The organism is Mesorhizobium sp. WSM4840 (assembly GCF_055811755.1).
In genome coordinates this window covers 170,952-188,157 of record NZ_JBVVQD010000002.1, presented here as the reverse complement: position 1 = coordinate 188,157, position 17,206 = coordinate 170,952, and the positions used below count along the sequence as shown (strand labels likewise).

Here is a 17,206-nt window from a genome sequence, read left to right as displayed (position 1 = left end):
ATGGAGTGCCATGCCGCGATCCGGCGGTCGCTTGCTCCACCGGTGTGTCCATTCGGCAACTCCGCACACTTAATAACGCTTTAGCCATCTTTTTGCCTGAAAGTGTCTCATTCTTGCCGCAACCAGGGGCGGGCTGGCGACAAAATGAGGGGATATCTTTGAGCGCGACCCGATGGAAGACGCCGTTGCTGCTCGGCGTCATCACCTCTCCGCTGTTTTTGGCCGCCTGCAGTCAGACCACGCACGGCCTGTCCGTGGCCAGCCTGACCGATGCCGTCAGGTCCCGGCCCTACAGCCACACAGCGAAGGACAAGGAGTGCCTCCAGCGCGCGATGTTCTTCGAATCCAACCGGTCGAGCCGTGACGGCATGATTGCTGTCGGCACGGTGGTCATGAACCGGCTGCGCTCCGGCAAGCACGGCAACACCATCTGTGAGGTAGTCGGCGAGCGTGGCCAGTTCGCGCCGGGCGTGATGACACGGCGGATGAATTCGAAGGCGATGCCCGATGTCGAGGAAGCCGCCGAGGCGGTGCTCAAGGGCGAGCGCAAGGCCAAGCTGAAGAACTCGATGTTCTTTCACACCGCCGGCCTGCGTTTCCCCTACAAGAACATGCACTACACCATGGTCGCCGGCGGCAACGCCTTCTACGAAAAGCGCGGCCGGAACTGGAAACCGTTGCCGGACGAGCCCACGGTCGCCATGGCACAGTCCGCACCGCGGAATTCGGCGCGCGCCGCACCGGTGACGCTCGTGGCCTCCGCGGCGCCGGCCGCCAAGGCAGAATTCGCCAAGGCAACCTACGTGACCGCAATCGCATCGCAACCGGCAAAGGCGACGCCAGAGAAGACGACGCCAGAGAAGACGACGCTTGTGGCGATGCAAGAGCCGGACGCGGCCCGTTTCGGCGGCACCGCCGGTGCGCGACCGGTCACGTCATTCCCGGCGGCGCCGGCCGAGCCGACGATGTCGTTTGAATCGACGCCCGAGAACACCGACGCCATCGGCGCGATGATCGCCGGCCAGGGCAGGCCGCTGGAAGCCTACTGACGGCAGCAGCATCCTTACGCGTTGAACAGGCCACTCGCCGCAGGAGTGTTCCAAAGCGTGCGGAAAAATCATAAACCGATGCGATGTCGAAGCGAATCGCCGGTCCCGAGATCGAACGCCTGATCCAGCTTCTGGCCAAGGTGCCGGGGCTCGGGCCCCGTTCGGCAAGGCGGGCAGCGCTTCACCTCATCAAGAAGAAGGAGCAGTTGCTGTCGCCGCTGGCCGCCGCCATGAGCGAGGCGGTCGACAAGGTGCGCATCTGCTCGACCTGCGGCAATGTCGATACGTCCGATCCCTGCATGATCTGCACCGATCCGCGCCGCGACGCCGGCACGCTCATCGTCGTCGAGGATGTGGCCGATCTGTGGGCGCTGGAGCGGGCGGCCGCCATGAATGTCCGCTATCACGTGCTCGGCGGCTCGCTGTCGCCGCTTGACGGCATCGGCCCCGAGCAGCTCAACATCCGCTCGCTGGTCGACCGCGTCGCCTGTGGCGAGGTCAAGGAGGTGATCCTTGCCGTCAACGCCACGGTCGAGGGCCAGACCACCGCGCATTATCTCACCGATCAATTGTCCGGCTTCGATATCAAAGTAACGCGGCTGGCGCATGGCGTCCCGGTCGGCGGCGAACTCGACTATCTCGACGAAGGCACGCTGGCCGCCGCGCTGCGCTCGCGAACGGCGTTTTGAGGAAGGGGGGCCTATTGAGATGATTGCATTCCGTCGCGCCCCCCTCTGTCCTGCCGGACATCTCTCCCACAAGGGGGGAGATCGGCTGTCATCGAAGGCTTCGCCTATCTCCAGCGTTGAAGAGAACGCGCTGTCATCAAAGCTGCCAATCTCCCCCCAAGTGGGGGAGATGTCCGGCAGGACAGAGGGGGGCGCGACGGAATGGCAACCTTTCAGATTGGTCCTGCTCTCGCTCTTTGCAGCCCTTGTTGGCCTCCTCTTCGCCACCCCCGCTTCCGCCGCAAAAATCGACGACCAGTTCCACGCCTGGCTCAGCAGCGATCTCTGGCCTGAAGCCAGCGCCAAAGGCATCTCCAGAAAAACCTTCGACGCCGCCTTCGACGGTGTCAAACCGAATCTCAAACTGCCCGGCCTGGTGATGCCGGGCAAAAAGGCGAAGACGCCGCAAAAACAGCATCAGGCAGAGTTCGGTTCGCCCGGCGCCTATTTCGCCGAAAAGACGGTTCGCGCCGTGACCGCCGGTGGCCGCACGCGCAAGGCGGCCAATGCCAGGACGATCGCCGCGATCGAGAAGCGCTACAGCGTGCCGGGCGAGGTTCTGCTGGCGATCTGGGGTCGCGAGACCGGCTTTGGCGCGGCGAAGATGCCTTACGACGCTTTCGAAGTGCTGGGCACCAAGGCGTTCATGGCGACTAGGAAGGATTTCTTCCGCACCGAGCTTATGGCGGCGCTCGAAATCATCGAGCGTGGGCTGGCACCGGTCGGCGCGATGAAGTCGTCATGGGCAGGCGCGCTCGGCCAGCCGCAGTTCATGCCAAGTTCGTTCCTCAGACATGCCGTCGACTTCGATGGCGACGGCCGGGCCGACATCTGGAACTCGGTGCCGGATACGCTGGCCTCGATCGCCAATTATCTTGTCAACTATGGCTGGGTGAAGGGCCGCGGCTGGGGCTTCGAGGTGACGGTCCCGGAAGCGGTCTCCTGTTCGCTCGAAGGGCCGGATCAGGGCAAGAGGATTTCCGAGTGGGCTGATATGGGCATCGAACGTGCCACGGCAAAGCCGTTTCCGGCGCGCGAGTTGAAGGCCGAAGGCTTTCTTTTGATGCCGGCCGGGCGCAGCGGTCCGGCCTTCATCGTCACGCCCAATTTCTACGTGCTTAAGCAATACAACACCAGCGATCTCTACGCCCTGTTCATCGGCCACGGCGCTGACCGCATCGTGAATGGCGACAGCAATTTTTCGGGGCGCTGGGGCGCGGTTGGCGGGCTCCACAGGTCGGATATCGCCGCCCTGCAGCGGGCGCTGGAGGCCGAGGGCTACGACGTCGGCAGCGCCGACGGCCTGCCCGGTTTCAAGACACGCCGGTCGATCGGCAAATGGCAGGCCAGGAAAGGTCGCGCCGCCACCTGTTTTCCCGACGCCGACCTGATCACCGCGTTGAAATAGCTGCGCTCCGGGTTGTTGCTTCCGGCGGTGGTGGCTGCCTGATCTGGTCCAACAAACAGCTTTGCAAATGCTCGTTGCCGCGCCTGAAACCGCCGGATATGGTGAGGCCGAACTGGATAAAAATCACCAAGACGACCGGTTCAGGGTCACCGTTCGATTTGGCAAGTAAATGCCAAAACCCTGAGCCGGGAACTCAGGTCAACAAAAACAGGGAACAGTTACAAATGATGATGGAAAAGTTTGCTCTACGCTCCCGCATCTTGCTCGCCGGCGCAGCCATGTCCGCGTTGCTTCTGGCCGGTGCGCCTGCCCTTGCCGTCACGCCGGCCGACACGCTGGTCGAGGGTTTCGCGATCGACGACATCATCTCGATGGATCCGGGCGAGGCGTTCGAGCTGTCGACCGCAGAGGTCACTGGCAACACTTACGATCTTCTTGTCCGCCTCGATCTCAGCGATACGTCCAAGGTCAAGGGCGATCTCGCCGAAAGCTGGACTGTCTCCGACGACGGCCTGACCTACACCTTCAAGCTCAAGCCCGGCCTGAAATTTGCCTCGGGCAACCCGATCACCGCGGCGGACGTCGCCTATTCGTTCGAGCGCGCCATCAAGCTCGACAAGAGCCCAGCCTTCATCATCGGCCAGTTCGGCATCAATGGCGACAACGTCACCGAGAAGGCCAAGGCTGTCGATGACACGACGTTCCAGTTCACCGTCGACAAGACCTATGCGCCGAGCTTCGTCCTGAACTGTCTGTCGGCAACCGTCGCCTCGGTCGTCGACGCCAAGCTGGTCAAGGAACATGTCGCCGCGGTGACGCCGAGTGCCGACTACAAATACGACAATGACTTCGGCAATGCCTGGCTGAAGACCGGCTATGCCGGCTCCGGCGCCTTCAAGCTGCGCGAATGGCGGGCCAACGAGGTCGTCGTGATGGAGCGCAACGACAATTATCACGGCGAAAAGGCCAAGCTTGCCCGCGTCATCTACCGCAACATGAAGGAAAGCTCGGGCCAGCGCCTGGCGCTGGAGGCCGGCGACATCGACGTTGCCCGCAATCTCGAGCCGAACGACCTCGACGCCATCGCCAAGAATGCCGATCTCACCACCACCAGCGCGCCGAAGGGCACGGTCTTTTACATCAGCCTCAACCAGAAGAATCCGAACCTCGCCAAGCCCGAGGTTCGCCAGGCCTTCAAATATCTTGTCGACTATGATGCCTTGAGCTCGACTATCCTCAAGGGCATCGGCGAGATCCACCAGACCTTCCTGCCGAAAGGCGTGCTTGGCGAGCTAGACGAGAATCCGTTCACCTTCGATCTCGCCAAGGCCAAGGAACTGCTTGCCAAGGCCGGCTTGGCCGACGGCTTCAGCGTCACCATGGACGTACGCAACACCCAGCCGGTGACCGGCATGGCGGAATCGTTCCAGCAGACGCTGGGACAGGCCGGCATCAAGCTGGAGATCATTCCCGGCGACGGCAAGCAGACGCTGACCAAATACCGCGCCCGCAACCACGACATCTATATCGGCCAGTGGGGTCAGGACTACTTCGATCCGAACTCCAATGCCCAGACCTTCGCCAGCAACTCCGACAATTCGGATGAAGGCAAGACCAAGACGCTGGCCTGGCGCAACGCCTGGGATATTCCGGAGTTGACCAAGCAGACGGAAGCGGCGTTGCTCGAGAAGGATGCTGCCAAGCGCGCCGCAATGTACCAGGACCTGCAGAAGAAGGTCCTCGAAACCAGTCCTTTCATCATCATCCACCAGCAGCTGGAAGTGGCCGGCCTGCGCAAGAACCTCAAGGGCTTTGAGCTCGGCCCGAGCTTCGACACCAACTTCGTCGGCCAGATCTCCAAGGAGTGATGCCGGCGGACGCGCCGCATGAGCACGGTTGATAGCGAAGCGATGGCAGGGCGCGACAGCGCCCGTGCCGTCGCTGTCGCGTCGGCGATCGCCCGCTTCCTGGTCATCGCGATAACCACCTATCTCGGTCTTCTCGCGGTGACCTTCTTCATCGGCCGGGTGATCCCCATCGATCCGGTGCTGGCGGTGCTCGGCGACCGAGCGCCGGCCAACGTCGTCGAGCGGACGCGCCGCGAGATGGGTCTCGACCTGCCGCTGATCGAGCAGTTCTACATCTATGTGAAGAATGCCCTGAACGGCAATTTCGGCACCTCGGTGCTGACCACCAACCCGGTGATGACCGACATTCGCCGCGCCTTTCCGGCGACGATCGAGCTGGCGACGCTGGGAACGCTGATCGGTGCATTGCTTGGCGTGCCGCTCGGCGTGCTGGCTGCGGTGCGGCGCGGCAGCATCATCGACCAGATCGTGCGGATCATCGGCCTGGTCGGCTATTCCGTGCCGATCTTTTGGCTGGGACTGCTGGCGCTCGTGCTGTTCTATGCCAGGCTGCAATGGGTGGCTTTTCCCGGCCGTCTCGACATCGTCTACGAATATACCTTCACGCCGATCACCGGCTTTTATCTCTTGGATGCGCTGTGGCAGCGGCAGTGGGATGTGTTTCGCGATGCCTTCCGCCACATCATCCTGCCGGCCTCGCTGCTTGGCTATTTCTCGCTCGCCTACATCAGCCGGATGACGCGATCGTTCATGCTGAACGAGCTTGCCCAGGAATATATCGTGGCGGCGCGCGCCAAGGGCCTGTCGGAAACACGCATCATCTGGGGCCACGCGCTGCGCAACGCGGCGGTGCCGATGGTCACCGTGATTGCGCTCTCCTATGCCGGCCTGCTCGAAGGCTCGGTGCTGACCGAGACCGTGTTTTCATGGCCGGGCATCGGCCTCTACATCACCAATTCCCTGCAGAACGCCGACATGAACGCGGTGCTCGGCGGCACCATCATCATCGGCTCGGTTTTCATCGGCATCAATCTCCTGTCCGACCTGCTCTACCGGGTGCTCGACCCAAGGACCAAGGTACGATGAGCGCAGAAGCGATACAAAGCCGTCGCGACTGGCTGCTCAGCGAGCGGCCGGCTTCGCGCATGCAGGCAAGGCTCGGCCGTGCCTATGTGGCGTGGCGGCGCTTTTCCGCCAACCGGCTGGCGTTTCTCGGCCTGCTCATCATCATCGCTTTGCTGGTGGTCGCCGCCTTTGCCGATGTGCTGGCGCCCTATTCGCCAACATTCGGCGACCTCAAGGGCTCGCGGCTGCTGGCGCCAAGTGCCGAGCACTGGTTCGGCACCGACGACCTCGGCCGCGACATCCTTTCGCGCGTCATCTTCGGCTCGCGCTGGACGCTTTACGTCGTCATTCTCGTCGCCATCATCGCCGCCCCTATCGGCCTGCTGGTCGGCACCGTCGCCGGCTATGCCGGCGGCTGGATCGATGCGATCCTGATGCGCATCACCGACATCTTTCTGGCGTTTCCGAAGCTGATCCTGGCGCTGGCATTCGTCGCGGCACTCGGCCCCGGCATCGAGAATGCGGTGCTCGCCATCGCCGTCACCTCCTGGCCGCCTTACGCGCGAATTGCCCGTGCCGAAACGCTCACCGTGCGCAATTCGGATTACATCAAGGCGGTGCAATTGATGGGTGCTTCGCCGTTCCGCATCGTGCTGCGCCACATCATGCCGCTCTGCATCTCGTCGCTGATCGTCAGGGTGACGCTCGACATGGCCGGTATCATCCTGACCGCCGCCGGTCTCGGCTTCCTCGGCCTCGGCGCGCAACCGCCACTGCCGGAATGGGGCGCGATGATCGCTTCGGGCCGCCGCTTCGTGCTCGACCAATGGTGGGTGGCCGGTGCACCGGGCTTTGCCATCCTCATCGTCAGCCTGGGCTTCAACCTGCTCGGCGACGGCCTGCGCGACGCGCTCGACCCCCGAAGCGGCGACCAATGAACGGCGACCCAACGAGCACCCTGCTGGAGGTCGACGATCTGCGCGTCACCTTCCCGACGCGCACCGGCCGGATCGAGGCGGTGCGCGGCGTTTCCTTTTCGCTCGGCCGCGAACGGCTCGGCATCGTCGGCGAGAGCGGTTCCGGCAAGTCGCAGACCGGCCGCGCCATCATGGGCCTGACCCCGCCGCAGGCCGAGGTCACCGCCAGGAAACTTGCTTTCGACGGCATCGACCTGCTCGCGGCCTCGCCCCGCGACCGCCGGGCGCTGCGCGGCAAGCGCATCGCCATGATCCTGCAGGATCCGAAATATTCGCTCGACCCGGTGATGAGCATCGGCCGACAGATCGTCGAGACGCTGCGCACGCATGAGAAGGTCGGCCAGGCGGAGGCCCGCGACCGCGCGCTCGCCATGCTGGAGGCGGTGCAGATCCGCGATCCGGCCCGTGTCTTCGACCTGCATCCGCATGAGGTGTCGGGCGGCATGGGCCAGCGCGCCATGATCGCCATGATGCTGATCGCCGGGCCTGAAATGATGATCGCCGACGAGCCGACCTCGGCGCTCGATGTCACCGTGCAGCTCGACGTGCTCGGCATCCTCGACCGGCTGGTCAGCGAGCGCGGCATGGGGCTGATCTTCATCTCGCACGATCTGCGCCTGGTCTCGTCCTTCTGCGACCGGGTGATCGTCATGTATGCCGGCAAGGTGGTCGAGCAGCTCAAGGCATCGGAACTCGGCCGCGCCCAGCATCCGTATACGCGCGGCCTGCTCAACTGCATGCCCAAGATCGGCGCCGACCGTCACCCGCTGCCGGTGCTCGACCGCAGGCCGGAGTGGGCGGCATGACATCAGCGCTTTCCGTCGACAGGCTGGAGGTGATCTTCGACCGGTTTCGCGCGCTGAAGGGCGTCAGCCTCGAAGTGCAATCCGGCGAAACCTTCGGCCTGGTCGGCGAATCCGGCTCCGGCAAATCCACGCTGCTGCGGGCGATCGCCGGTCTCGCGCCGGCCGCTTCGGGCAGCATCACCGTCAACGGCAAAAAACTCGGTGCGCGCCGCGACAAGGCCTTTTATCGCGAAGTGCAGATGGTCTTCCAGGACCCTTACGGCTCGCTGCATCCGCGCCAGACCGTCGACCGCCTGCTGCAGGAGCCGCTCGCCATCCACGGCTTTGCCGATAGTGAGAAGCGCATCCAGCGGGCGCTGGATGAGGTTGGCCTTGGAACCGGCTTCCGCTTCCGTTATTCGCATCAATTGTCGGGCGGCCAGCGCCAGCGCGTGGCGATTGCGCGTGCCCTGATCCTCGAACCGTCGATCCTGCTGCTCGACGAGCCGACCTCGGCACTCGACGCCTCCGTGCAGGCCGAGGTGCTCAACCTGCTGGAGGAGATCCGGCGGCGGCGCAAGCTGACCTTCCTGATGGTCAGCCACGACCTCGCCATCATCACCCATATGTGCGAGCGGCTGATGGTGATGCAGAACGGCGAGGCGGTCGAGCACCTCACCGCGAACGACCTCGTCGAGCGCCGCGTCAGCAAGGATTATACGCGCAATTTGCTCAGGGCCAGCGAGGGGTTTGTCAGGGCTTAGAGTATCTTTTATTCCATATGTCGCATTCCTTCGCGCCCCCCTCTGGCCTGCCGGCCATCTCCCCCACGGGTGGGGAGATTGGCCGCCACCACTGATTTCGCCAATCGCGAACGTTGTAGAAGGAGCGCCGTCGACGAAGCTGCCGATCTCCCCCCTTGTGGGGGAGATGGCCGGCAGGCCAGAGGGGGGCGCGAAGGAACACGACCTTAACGGCGGCAGGCCCAACGAGCCGGCGACGGTGCCAACTTGAGGAAAACGTGAAATAAGGTCAGAACAATTCCCGGCAGTCATCCAAACGAGAACGGGCGCCGGCCCGGCGAGGGACATCATGAAGAATTCAGCCATTTCCGAACGCAAGAACCAGTCGATTTCACGCGGCGTCGGCGTGACCACGCAAATCTATGCCGACCGCGCCGAAAATTCGGAAATCTGGGATGTCGAAGGCCGCCGCTACATCGATTTCTCCTCGGGCATCGCCGTCGTCAACACCGGCCACCGCCACCCCAAGGTGATCGAGGCGGTCAAGGCGCAGCTCGACCGCTTCACCCACACCTGCCACCAGGTGGTGCCTTATGAGAGCTATGTCAGGCTGGCCGAACGGCTGAACGGCATGCTGCCGGGCAAATTCGACAAGAAGACGATCTTCGTCACCACCGGCGCCGAGGCGGTGGAGAACGCCGTCAAGATCGCCCGCAATGCCACCGGCCGGCCGGCGGTCATCGCCTTCGCCGGCGGCTTCCATGGCCGCACCTTCATGGGCATGGCGCTGACCGGCAAGGTCGTGCCCTACAAGGTCGGCTTCGGCGCCATGCCGGCCGATGTCTTCCACGCGCCGTTCCCGGTGGCGCTGCACGGGATCTCGGTCGCCGATTCGCTGGCCGCGCTCGACCGGCTGTTCAAGGCCGATGTCGATCCGGCCCGCGTCGCCGCCATCATCGTCGAGCCGGTGCAGGGCGAGGGCGGATTTTACGAGGCGCCGCGTGAGTTTATGACGGCGCTGCGCAAGATCTGCGACCAGCATGGCATGCTGTTGATCGCCGACGAGGTGCAGACCGGCTTTGCCCGCACCGGAAAGATGTTCGCCATGGATCACCACGAAGTGGCGCCCGACATCACCACAATGGCCAAGAGCCTGGCCGGCGGCTTCCCGCTGGCGGCGGTCACCGGCCGCGCCGAGATCATGGATGCGCCGAACCCAGGCGGGCTCGGCGGCACCTATGGCGGTAGCCCGATCGGCGTCGCCGCGGCGCATGCCGTGCTCGACGTGATCGAAGAGGAAAAGCTCTGCGACCGCGCCAACACGCTGGGCAACAGGCTAAAGCAGCGTTTGCAATCGATCCGCGACGACACGCCCGAGATCGTCGATATCAGAGGCCCCGGCTTCATGAACGCTGTCGAGTTCAACGACGTGAAGAAGGGCTTGCCGTCGGCCGAGACCGCCAATGCAGTCCGGCTGAAGGCGCTCGACAAGGGCCTGATCCTGCTCACCTGCGGCGTCTATGGCAACGTCATCCGTTTCCTGGCGCCGATCACCATCCAGGACGAAGTCATGAACGAAGCGCTCGACATCCTGGAAAGCTCGATCCGCGAGGTCCGCGCCGCCTGACCCTCGTCTGCTCCGGGATGTGATGAGATTCAGGTCAGGCCGCGCCGAGAATGGTGGGTTCCGAGAACCGGAACGGAGCGTACTTTCGGGTACGTGAGTACCGGAAGCGCAGGAAACCGCCGTTCGCAGGCCGGCATCACCTGAATATCAACATATCCTTATTCAGCGGCGCGGACGGGCTCTTCCTGCTGGAAGGCGGCGAGCGCCGCCTTCAGTCCGTCCGGCCCCGTCGCAACTGTCTGCGGCATCGGCGAGAAGCCGGCGCCGAGCATCTTGCGGCCAAGCATATGGTCGCCCGGCCGATTGACCGATTCGATGCCGAGCAGACGATTTCCAGCATAGTGATAGATGGAGAATCTGTTCTCGTTGACATCGCCCAGCACGACATGGCTGTCGCCGCCCGAAATCAGGCCGACCATCTGCAGCTTCATGTCGCCGATGTCGGACCAGAACCATGGCACCGCCGCAAAGGCGTCCGCATGGCCGACGATGGTGCGGGCGGCAAGACGTGCCTGGTCGGTGGCATTCTGCACCGATTCCAGCCGCACATCGCCGCCGGTGAGCCAGTGCCGGTAGGAGGCGGCGTCGCCGATGGCGAGGATTTCGGGCACCGACGTGCGCATCTGCTGGTCGACGCTGATGCCGTTGGCGATAGCGATGCCTGCGGCTTGCGCCAGTTCGACATTCGGAACGACGCCGATGCCGACGATGACCATCTGCGCCGGCAGGCGCTCGCCGCTTGAGGTGACCGCGGCCGCGACACGGCCGCTCTCACCTTCGAGCCGCGCAATCGTGGTGCCGGTAAGGATGCGGACACCGGTCGCTTCCAGCCGCTGTCGTACATGGCGCGCGATGACCGGCGCCACTGCCCGGCCGAGCAGTCGGTCGACCGCCTCGACTACCGTGACCTTGCGGCCGGCCGCTTTGAGCGTTGCGGCGATCTCCAGTCCGATGAAGCCGCCGCCGAGGATGACGACATCCTCGCTCCGTGCGCTCAATTCACGGATCAGCCGCGCGTCGGCGAGCGAGCGCAGCGACACAACGCCTGAAAAATCCGAACCCGGCAGCGGCAGGATGCGCGGCCGCGAACCGGTCGCCAGGATGAGCCGGTCGAACGGCAGCACGCCACCCCCTGATATCTCCAGCCTGCGGCCGCCGGCATCGATGCGCTCGATTCGAATGCCCGGCCGGTAGTCGATCGCGCTGCCGGTATAAAACGCCTCACCGCGCAGCGGCTGCGGTTTGGCCTCTTGATCCTTGATGAAGGTCTTCGACAGCGGCGGCTTGTGGTAGGGCAGTTCGTGCTCGTCACTGACGAGGATCACGGGTCCGTCGTACCCGTCCTCGCGCAGGCTGGCGGCCGCTTGCACGCCCGCATGACCCGCACCGACAATGACCACACCGTTTTTCATCGCAGCCCCAATTCCTTAATCCAAGTCTAGGACGTCTCGCCAAGTGGCGATTGTCTGGCGCCGCCGCAAGACCGCCTTTGCGGGTCGCACCCGGAATGGCGGTCCGTCAATAGTGCCGTTTAACGACGACACGGTAAAATACGGCTAAAGTTGACACTTGCAGTTTAGAATAATTCTAAACTGTTGTTTCGATTGGCTTTTCTCTCTGAAATTGGTTGACTTCCGGTGCCTTCATCGCTTTATGGAAGCTTGCGCGTCAAGCGCATCCCTTTGATGTCTGGGCCTTGAACCCTTTCGATTGGAGGCATTTCGATGTCTTTCTTCCGCAAACCGCGCTATGCCGCGGCCTGTTTCTCGCCCAATGGCAGGGACCTGCCTTGGCGCCGATTGCCTGCCGACGCGCCTTTGGCGCCGGCATTTCACTGAATTCCGAGGAGATGACAATCATGAGAGCGATGATCACGGCACAATATGGCAGGCTCGCCGCGATCGGCGCTACGGCGGCATTGACGGCGGCGATATTCGTGTTGCCGGCCAAGGCTGGAACCGATGCCAAGGCGGTCATCAAGACGTATTCCGACATTGCGCTCGCCAAGTATCAGGATTCGCTGACCGCGGCGCAGGCGCTCGACAAGGCCGTTGAGGCGCTGCTCGCCAAGCCTTCGGCGGAAACGCTGACTGCCGCCCGCGAGGCCTGGAAGGCGTCGCGCGTTCCCTATCAGCAGACCGAAGTGTACCGCTTCGGCAATGCCATCGTCGACGACTGGGAAGGCAAGGTGAATGCCTGGCCGCTGGACGAGGGGCTGATCGACTATGTCGCCGAGAACTACGGCACCGAGTCGGACGCGAATGCGCTCTACACCGCCAATGTGATCGCCAACAAGTCGATCGAGGTCGACGGCAAGAAGATCGACGCCACCAATCTGACGCCGGAGTTCCTCTCCGGCACTCTGCAGGAGGCCGGCGGCATCGAGGCCAATGTGGCGACCGGCTATCACGCCATCGAATTCCTGCTGTGGGGCCAGGACCTGCACGGCACCGGCCCGGGCGCCGGCGAGCGGCCCTATACGGACTACGATCTCGCCAACTGCACCGGCGGCAATTGCGATCGTCGCGCGCAGTACCTGAAGTCGGCGAGCGACCTTCTGGTTTCCGATCTGCAGGATATGGTCAACGATTGGAAGGAGGGCGGCGGCGCCCGCAAGAACCTTGTCGATGGCGAGTTGAAAGCCGGCATCTCGACCATCCTTACCGGCATGGGCTCGCTGTCCTATGGCGAACTCGCCGGCGAGCGCATGAAACTCGGCCTGCTGCTGCACGATCCGGAAGAGGAGCATGACTGCTTCTCCGACAACACCTACGATTCCCATCTCTATGATGCCGTTGGCATTCGCGCCGCCTATCGTGGCAGCTACACGCGCCTTGACGGTACCGTCGTCGAAGGCCCTTCGGTATCCGACATGGTCAAGGAGGCCGATCCGGCGATCGACAAGGAACTGTCGGACAAGCTGGACGTCACCGTTGCCAAGATGGAGGCCATCAAGGCGCGGGCGGTTGCCGGCGAGGCCTATGACCAGCAGATCGGCGAAGGCAATACGGAAGGCAACGCCACCGTGCAGGCGGCGATCGATGCGCTGGTCGACCAGACCAAATCGATCGAACGCGCGGCTGGCACCCTGAAACTCAATGCCATCGCGTTCGAGGGCTCCGACAGCCTCGATGCGCCAGACAAAGTGTTCCAGTAAGGCGTCAAGGGCCTTGAGTACGATCCCGAACCGAAGGTCCGTATAAAGAAAATTGGAAATCGGTTTTCGGTTCGATTGAGAAGATAAGCCACACGGCGCCGAGCAAGTGCCGTCAGCCATACAGAGCAAATAATGCTGATCTGCCATTGCAACATCATCACCGAAAAGGAGATTGAGCTGACGATCGTCGGGCTGCTGGATCAGGATCCCTGGCAGCTTATCGTGCCGGCGAAGATCTATCATGCCATGCAGAAGCGTGGTCGCTGTTGCGGCTGCTTCCCAAATGTGGTCGAAACGATCATTCGGGTAACCGAAAATTACCACACCCGCTCGGAGGCGAGCGGCGTGGATGTCGTTTCACACCTGGATCGCGTCAGAGGCCTGCGCGTCCAATACGGGAGCAGAACCCATGAAAGGCGAACAGCAGATCATAGAGCGGCTTAACGAGGCTCTGTTTCTGGAACTTGGAGCGGTCAATCAGTACTGGGTGCATTTCCGGCTGCTGGAAGACTGGGGCTACGCCAAGCTGGCGAAGAAGGAACGCGCGGAATCGATCGAGGAGATGCACCATGCCGACCGGCTCGTGGCCCGCATCATCTTCCTTGAAGGCCATCCGAACCTGCAGTCGGTAGCACCGCTGCGCATCGGACAGAATGTCAAGGAAGTGCTCGAATCCGATCTTGCCGGCGAATATGACGCGCGCACTGCGTACAAGCGTTCGCGCGAGATTTGCGAAGAAGCAGGCGACTACGTGACGATGAAGCTGTTCGAGGATCTGCTGTCCGACGAGGAAGGTCACATCGACTTCCTCGAGACGCAACTCGACCTGCTCGCCTCGATCGGCGAGGAAAAATACGGCCAGCTCAACGCCGCATCGGCCGACGAGGCGGATTAGGGACATGCAGGAATGCGGCGCCCATTAGATTTCTTGCGCCGCTTGCGGCGGGCCGAGGATTACGGCCTGCCGTCCCAGCAAAACCCGCGATACAGCTGGCTTCGCGGGCTTTCGCTTGCCGTAGTGGTCGCGCTTACGGCCTCGGCGCTGGCCGGCGCGCCCGAACCGGCGGGCCTCGCCACCAGCCGTACCGATCTGACGCCGAAGGATCTGGCGCGCGTCATCGCAATAACCAGGCCGACCAAGGATTTTTCCGAGCCCGAGCAGTTCGAGCCGATGCAGGGCGGCGCCGGCACGTCGCGAAAAGGTGCCAACAAGGACGCCTTCTCGCAATCTTCGGCCAATATCACCTTCGAAGAACAGGGCACCTTCAAGCTCGGCAACGCCCTTTTCCGCAAGAACTGGGTATCGTCGCCCTCGTCGACGCAGGCATCGGACGGGCTTGGGCCGCTGTTCAACGAGCGGGCTTGCCAGAATTGCCATCTGAAGGACGGCCGCGGTCATCCGCCGGAAGCCGGCAGCGGTACCACCTCGATGTTCCTGCGGCTGGCGCGGCAGGCGAGCACCGAGGAGGAGAAGGCGGCGCTGGCCGCCCGCAAGGTGCTTAACTTCCCCGATCCGGTCTATGGCTCGCAATTGCAGGACCTGGCCGTTCCGGGCCTTCGGGGCGAAGGCAGGATGCGTGTCGGCTATCAGGAGCAGAAAGTCACGCTGCCGGACGGTACCGTGGTTTCGCTGCGCAAGCCGAGCTATTCGGTTGATGATCTTGCCAACGGGCCGCTCGATCCGCAGACCACGCTTTCGCCGCGCATGACGCCGCCGATGATCGGCCTCGGCCTGGTCGAGCAGATCGCGCCGGCGGACATTCTCGCCCATGCCGATCCGGACGATCGGAATAGTGACGGCATCTCCGGCAGGCCCAGCATCGTGCGCGACGGCCAAAGCGGCGAACTGACGCTCGGCCGCTTCGGCTGGAAGGCGCAGACGCCATCGATCCGCCAGCAAGCGGCGGACGCATTCGCCGGTGACATCGGCATTTCGACGCCGGAAGTGCCGAACCACTGGGGCGATTGCACCGCGGCCGAAAAGGCATGTCTTGCCATGCCCAACGGCACACAGGAGCGCCTCGGCCCGGTCGAGGCGCCGCCGCCGGTGATAGACCTCGTCACCTTCTATTCGCAAAATCTCGCCGTGCCGGCGCGGCGCGATCTCGACAAACCAGATGTGCTGGCCGGCAAGAAGCTGTTCTACGACATGGGCTGCATTTCCTGTCATACGCCGAAATTCGTCACCCGTCGCGGCTCGCCCAACAAGGCGCAGGCCTTCCAGTTGATCTGGCCCTATTCCGATTTTCTGCTGCACGACATGGGGCCGGGCCTCGCCGACGGGCAAGCGGTGGGCGAGGCTACCGGCAGCGAATGGCGCACGCCGCCGCTGTGGGGCATCGGTCTTACCCGGACCGTCAACGGCAACAGCTTCTTCCTGCATGACGGGCGCGCGCGCACCCTGACCGAGGCGATCCTGTGGCATGGCGGCGAGGGGCAAAAGGCGCGCGACGGCTTTGCCGCCGCCGATGCGGCCGATCGCGACGCACTGGTCAAATTCCTGGAGTCGTTCTGATGTCGAAGCGTCTTGCGCTTGCTCTGGTTCTCCCGCTGGTCCTCGGCGGCGCACTGCCGGCGTCCGCAGCGGTCAAGGCTTCCGACGTGATCCAGCGGGCGATCGACGGCTTTGTCCGCCCGGCCTATGCGCGCCTGCATGATCATGCGGACGGCCTGACCAAGGCAATGCGCACGCTTTGCGACGTGCCCTCGCAGGACCATCTCGATGCAGCGCGCGCCGAGTTCTCCGGCACCGTGGATGCCTGGTCGATCGTCGAGATCATCCGCATCGGGCCTATCACGCAGAACAACCGGCTGGAGCGCATGCTGTTCTGGCCGGACCGCAAGAGCATCGGCCTGAGGCAGGTGCAGGCGGCGCTGGCCAGTAAGGACCGGACCGCCGCCGATCCGGTCCAGCTGGCGACAAAGAGCGTCGCCATGCAAGGGCTCGGCGCGCTGGAATTCGTGCTTTACGGCGATGGCGCCGAGCGGCTCGCCGGCAAGGACGATCCCTATCGTTGCGCTTACGGCGCGGCCGTCGCCGGCAACATAGAAACGATTGCCGCCGACGTCAGCAACGCCTGGAACAAGCCCGATGGTTTTGCCACCCTTTGGGCCAATCCGGGACCGCAAAACGCACTCTTCCGCGACGGCACGGAAGCGGTGACCGAACTGGTCGGCGTCTTCATCAACCAACTGGAGATGGTCCGTGACGTGCGCCTGAAGGGTTTTCTGGGGAGTAGCCCGCAGGCCGACAAGCCCAGACAGGCGATCTACTGGCGTTCGCAAAATACCGCGCGTTCGCTGACCGGCAATCTTGCAGGCATGGACGCGCTGTTCCAGGCCTCGCAACTGGGCGACGCGCTGTCGCCCGACGCGCACTGGATGGCGGAGTCGATCCACATCCAGCTCGTCAACGGGGCCGCGGACGCCACGGCCATCAGAGGTCCGATTGACAAGGCACTCGCCGATCCGGCGCTGCGCCAGAAGCTCGACCACTTCTCGCTGGTGACATCCAGCCTGTCGACCCTGATCGGCACCAGGCTGACCACTGAATTCGGCCTGACCGCTGGCTTCTCGTCACTCGACGGGGATTGAGCATGATCTCGAAACGGCGTCGACTTTTGGGGCGAGTTACTCGGCGAGGAAGTTTTGACAGGCCGGACGCGCTTGCGTTGACGGATCGCACACTTTGGAGATTGGCCGAAACGCCCATCGCTTCGTCATCCTGGGGCGGAGCAAGGAGCGCAGCGACGCGGCGCAGACCCCAGGATCCATGCCATGACCTCAGAGCGTTGCTTAG

15 protein-coding genes are annotated in these 17,206 nt (G+C 63.4%); 14 read left to right on the top strand and 1 reads right to left on the bottom strand.

Annotation, left to right across the window (positions count from 1 at the left end):
- The first annotated feature begins 158 nt into the window (after positions 1-158).
- The 9 genes from AC0L3I_RS04360 to AC0L3I_RS04320 all read left to right on the top strand — a co-directional run bounded on the left by AC0L3I_RS04360 (position 159) and on the right by AC0L3I_RS04320 (position 10,250).
- Positions 159-1,049, top strand: coding sequence for a cell wall hydrolase (locus tag AC0L3I_RS04360; RefSeq protein ID WP_473526092.1), 891 nt, complete (start codon positions 159-161; stop codon positions 1,047-1,049).
- Positions 1,050-1,132: 83 nt separating this feature from the next.
- Positions 1,133-1,738 (top strand): recombination mediator RecR, encoded by a 606-nt coding sequence (gene recR, locus AC0L3I_RS04355; RefSeq protein WP_473483924.1) that lies wholly within the window; start codon positions 1,133-1,135, stop codon positions 1,736-1,738.
- A 169-nt stretch (positions 1,739-1,907) separates the two neighbouring features.
- A complete protein-coding gene (locus tag AC0L3I_RS04350; protein WP_473483921.1) occupies positions 1,908-3,185 on the top strand; it encodes a lytic murein transglycosylase in 1,278 nt (425 codons plus the stop codon).
- Positions 3,186-3,409: 224 nt separating this feature from the next.
- Positions 3,410-5,053, top strand: coding sequence for an ABC transporter substrate-binding protein (locus AC0L3I_RS04345; RefSeq protein ID WP_473483918.1), 1,644 nt, complete (start codon positions 3,410-3,412; stop codon positions 5,051-5,053).
- Positions 5,054-5,071: 18 nt separating this feature from the next.
- Positions 5,072-6,139, top strand: a complete 1,068-nt coding sequence (locus AC0L3I_RS04340; protein ID WP_473526091.1) for an ABC transporter permease — start codon at positions 5,072-5,074, stop codon at positions 6,137-6,139.
- Positions 6,136-7,056: a nickel transporter permease gene (gene nikC, locus AC0L3I_RS04335; protein ID WP_473483912.1), complete on the top strand. Its 921-nt coding sequence runs from the start codon at positions 6,136-6,138 to the stop codon at positions 7,054-7,056. Before AC0L3I_RS04340 ends, nikC begins: the two co-directional genes overlap by 4 nt.
- Complete coding sequence (locus AC0L3I_RS04330) at positions 7,053-7,901, top strand: ABC transporter ATP-binding protein (RefSeq protein WP_473526090.1); 849 nt, start codon at positions 7,053-7,055, stop codon at positions 7,899-7,901. The genes nikC and AC0L3I_RS04330 overlap by 4 nt, the downstream gene beginning before the upstream one ends.
- Positions 7,898-8,644 carry an ABC transporter ATP-binding protein gene (locus AC0L3I_RS04325; protein WP_473526089.1) on the top strand — a complete coding sequence of 249 codons (747 nt, stop codon included), beginning with the start codon at positions 7,898-7,900 and terminating at the stop codon, positions 8,642-8,644. Before AC0L3I_RS04330 ends, AC0L3I_RS04325 begins: the two co-directional genes overlap by 4 nt.
- Before the next feature lie 328 nt (positions 8,645-8,972).
- Positions 8,973-10,250 (top strand): 4-aminobutyrate--2-oxoglutarate transaminase, encoded by a 1,278-nt coding sequence (locus AC0L3I_RS04320; protein ID WP_473483903.1) that lies wholly within the window; start codon positions 8,973-8,975, stop codon positions 10,248-10,250.
- A gap of 158 nt (positions 10,251-10,408) precedes the next feature.
- On the opposite strand, the gene AC0L3I_RS04315 is transcribed toward AC0L3I_RS04320, so the two are convergent.
- The gene (locus AC0L3I_RS04315) at positions 10,409-11,662 is read right to left on the bottom strand and encodes an NAD(P)/FAD-dependent oxidoreductase (RefSeq protein WP_123146503.1); all 1,254 of its coding nucleotides are present in this window, start codon (positions 11,660-11,662) and stop codon (positions 10,409-10,411) included.
- Between the two features lie 455 nt (positions 11,663-12,117).
- Between AC0L3I_RS04315 and AC0L3I_RS04310 the strand changes: the two genes are divergently transcribed.
- The 5 genes from AC0L3I_RS04310 (at position 12,118) to AC0L3I_RS04290 (ending at position 17,001) form a co-directional block, all read left to right on the top strand.
- The gene (locus AC0L3I_RS04310) at positions 12,118-13,407 is read left to right on the top strand and encodes an imelysin family protein (protein WP_473526241.1); all 1,290 of its coding nucleotides are present in this window, start codon (positions 12,118-12,120) and stop codon (positions 13,405-13,407) included.
- A gap of 132 nt (positions 13,408-13,539) precedes the next feature.
- Entirely contained in the window at positions 13,540-13,851 is a 312-nt protein-coding gene (locus AC0L3I_RS04305) for a (2Fe-2S)-binding protein (protein WP_473483897.1), read from the top strand.
- Entirely contained in the window at positions 13,817-14,302 is a 486-nt protein-coding gene (gene bfr / locus AC0L3I_RS04300) for a bacterioferritin (protein WP_077377191.1), read from the top strand. Before AC0L3I_RS04305 ends, bfr begins: the two co-directional genes overlap by 35 nt.
- 12 nt (positions 14,303-14,314) lie before the next feature.
- On the top strand, positions 14,315-15,922 hold the full coding sequence (locus AC0L3I_RS04295; RefSeq protein ID WP_473526088.1) for a di-heme oxidoreductase family protein: 1,608 nt from the start codon (positions 14,315-14,317) through the stop codon (positions 15,920-15,922).
- On the top strand, positions 15,922-17,001 hold the full coding sequence (locus AC0L3I_RS04290; protein WP_473526087.1) for an imelysin family protein: 1,080 nt from the start codon (positions 15,922-15,924) through the stop codon (positions 16,999-17,001). Before AC0L3I_RS04295 ends, AC0L3I_RS04290 begins: the two co-directional genes overlap by 1 nt.
- Positions 17,002-17,206 lie beyond the last annotated feature (205 nt).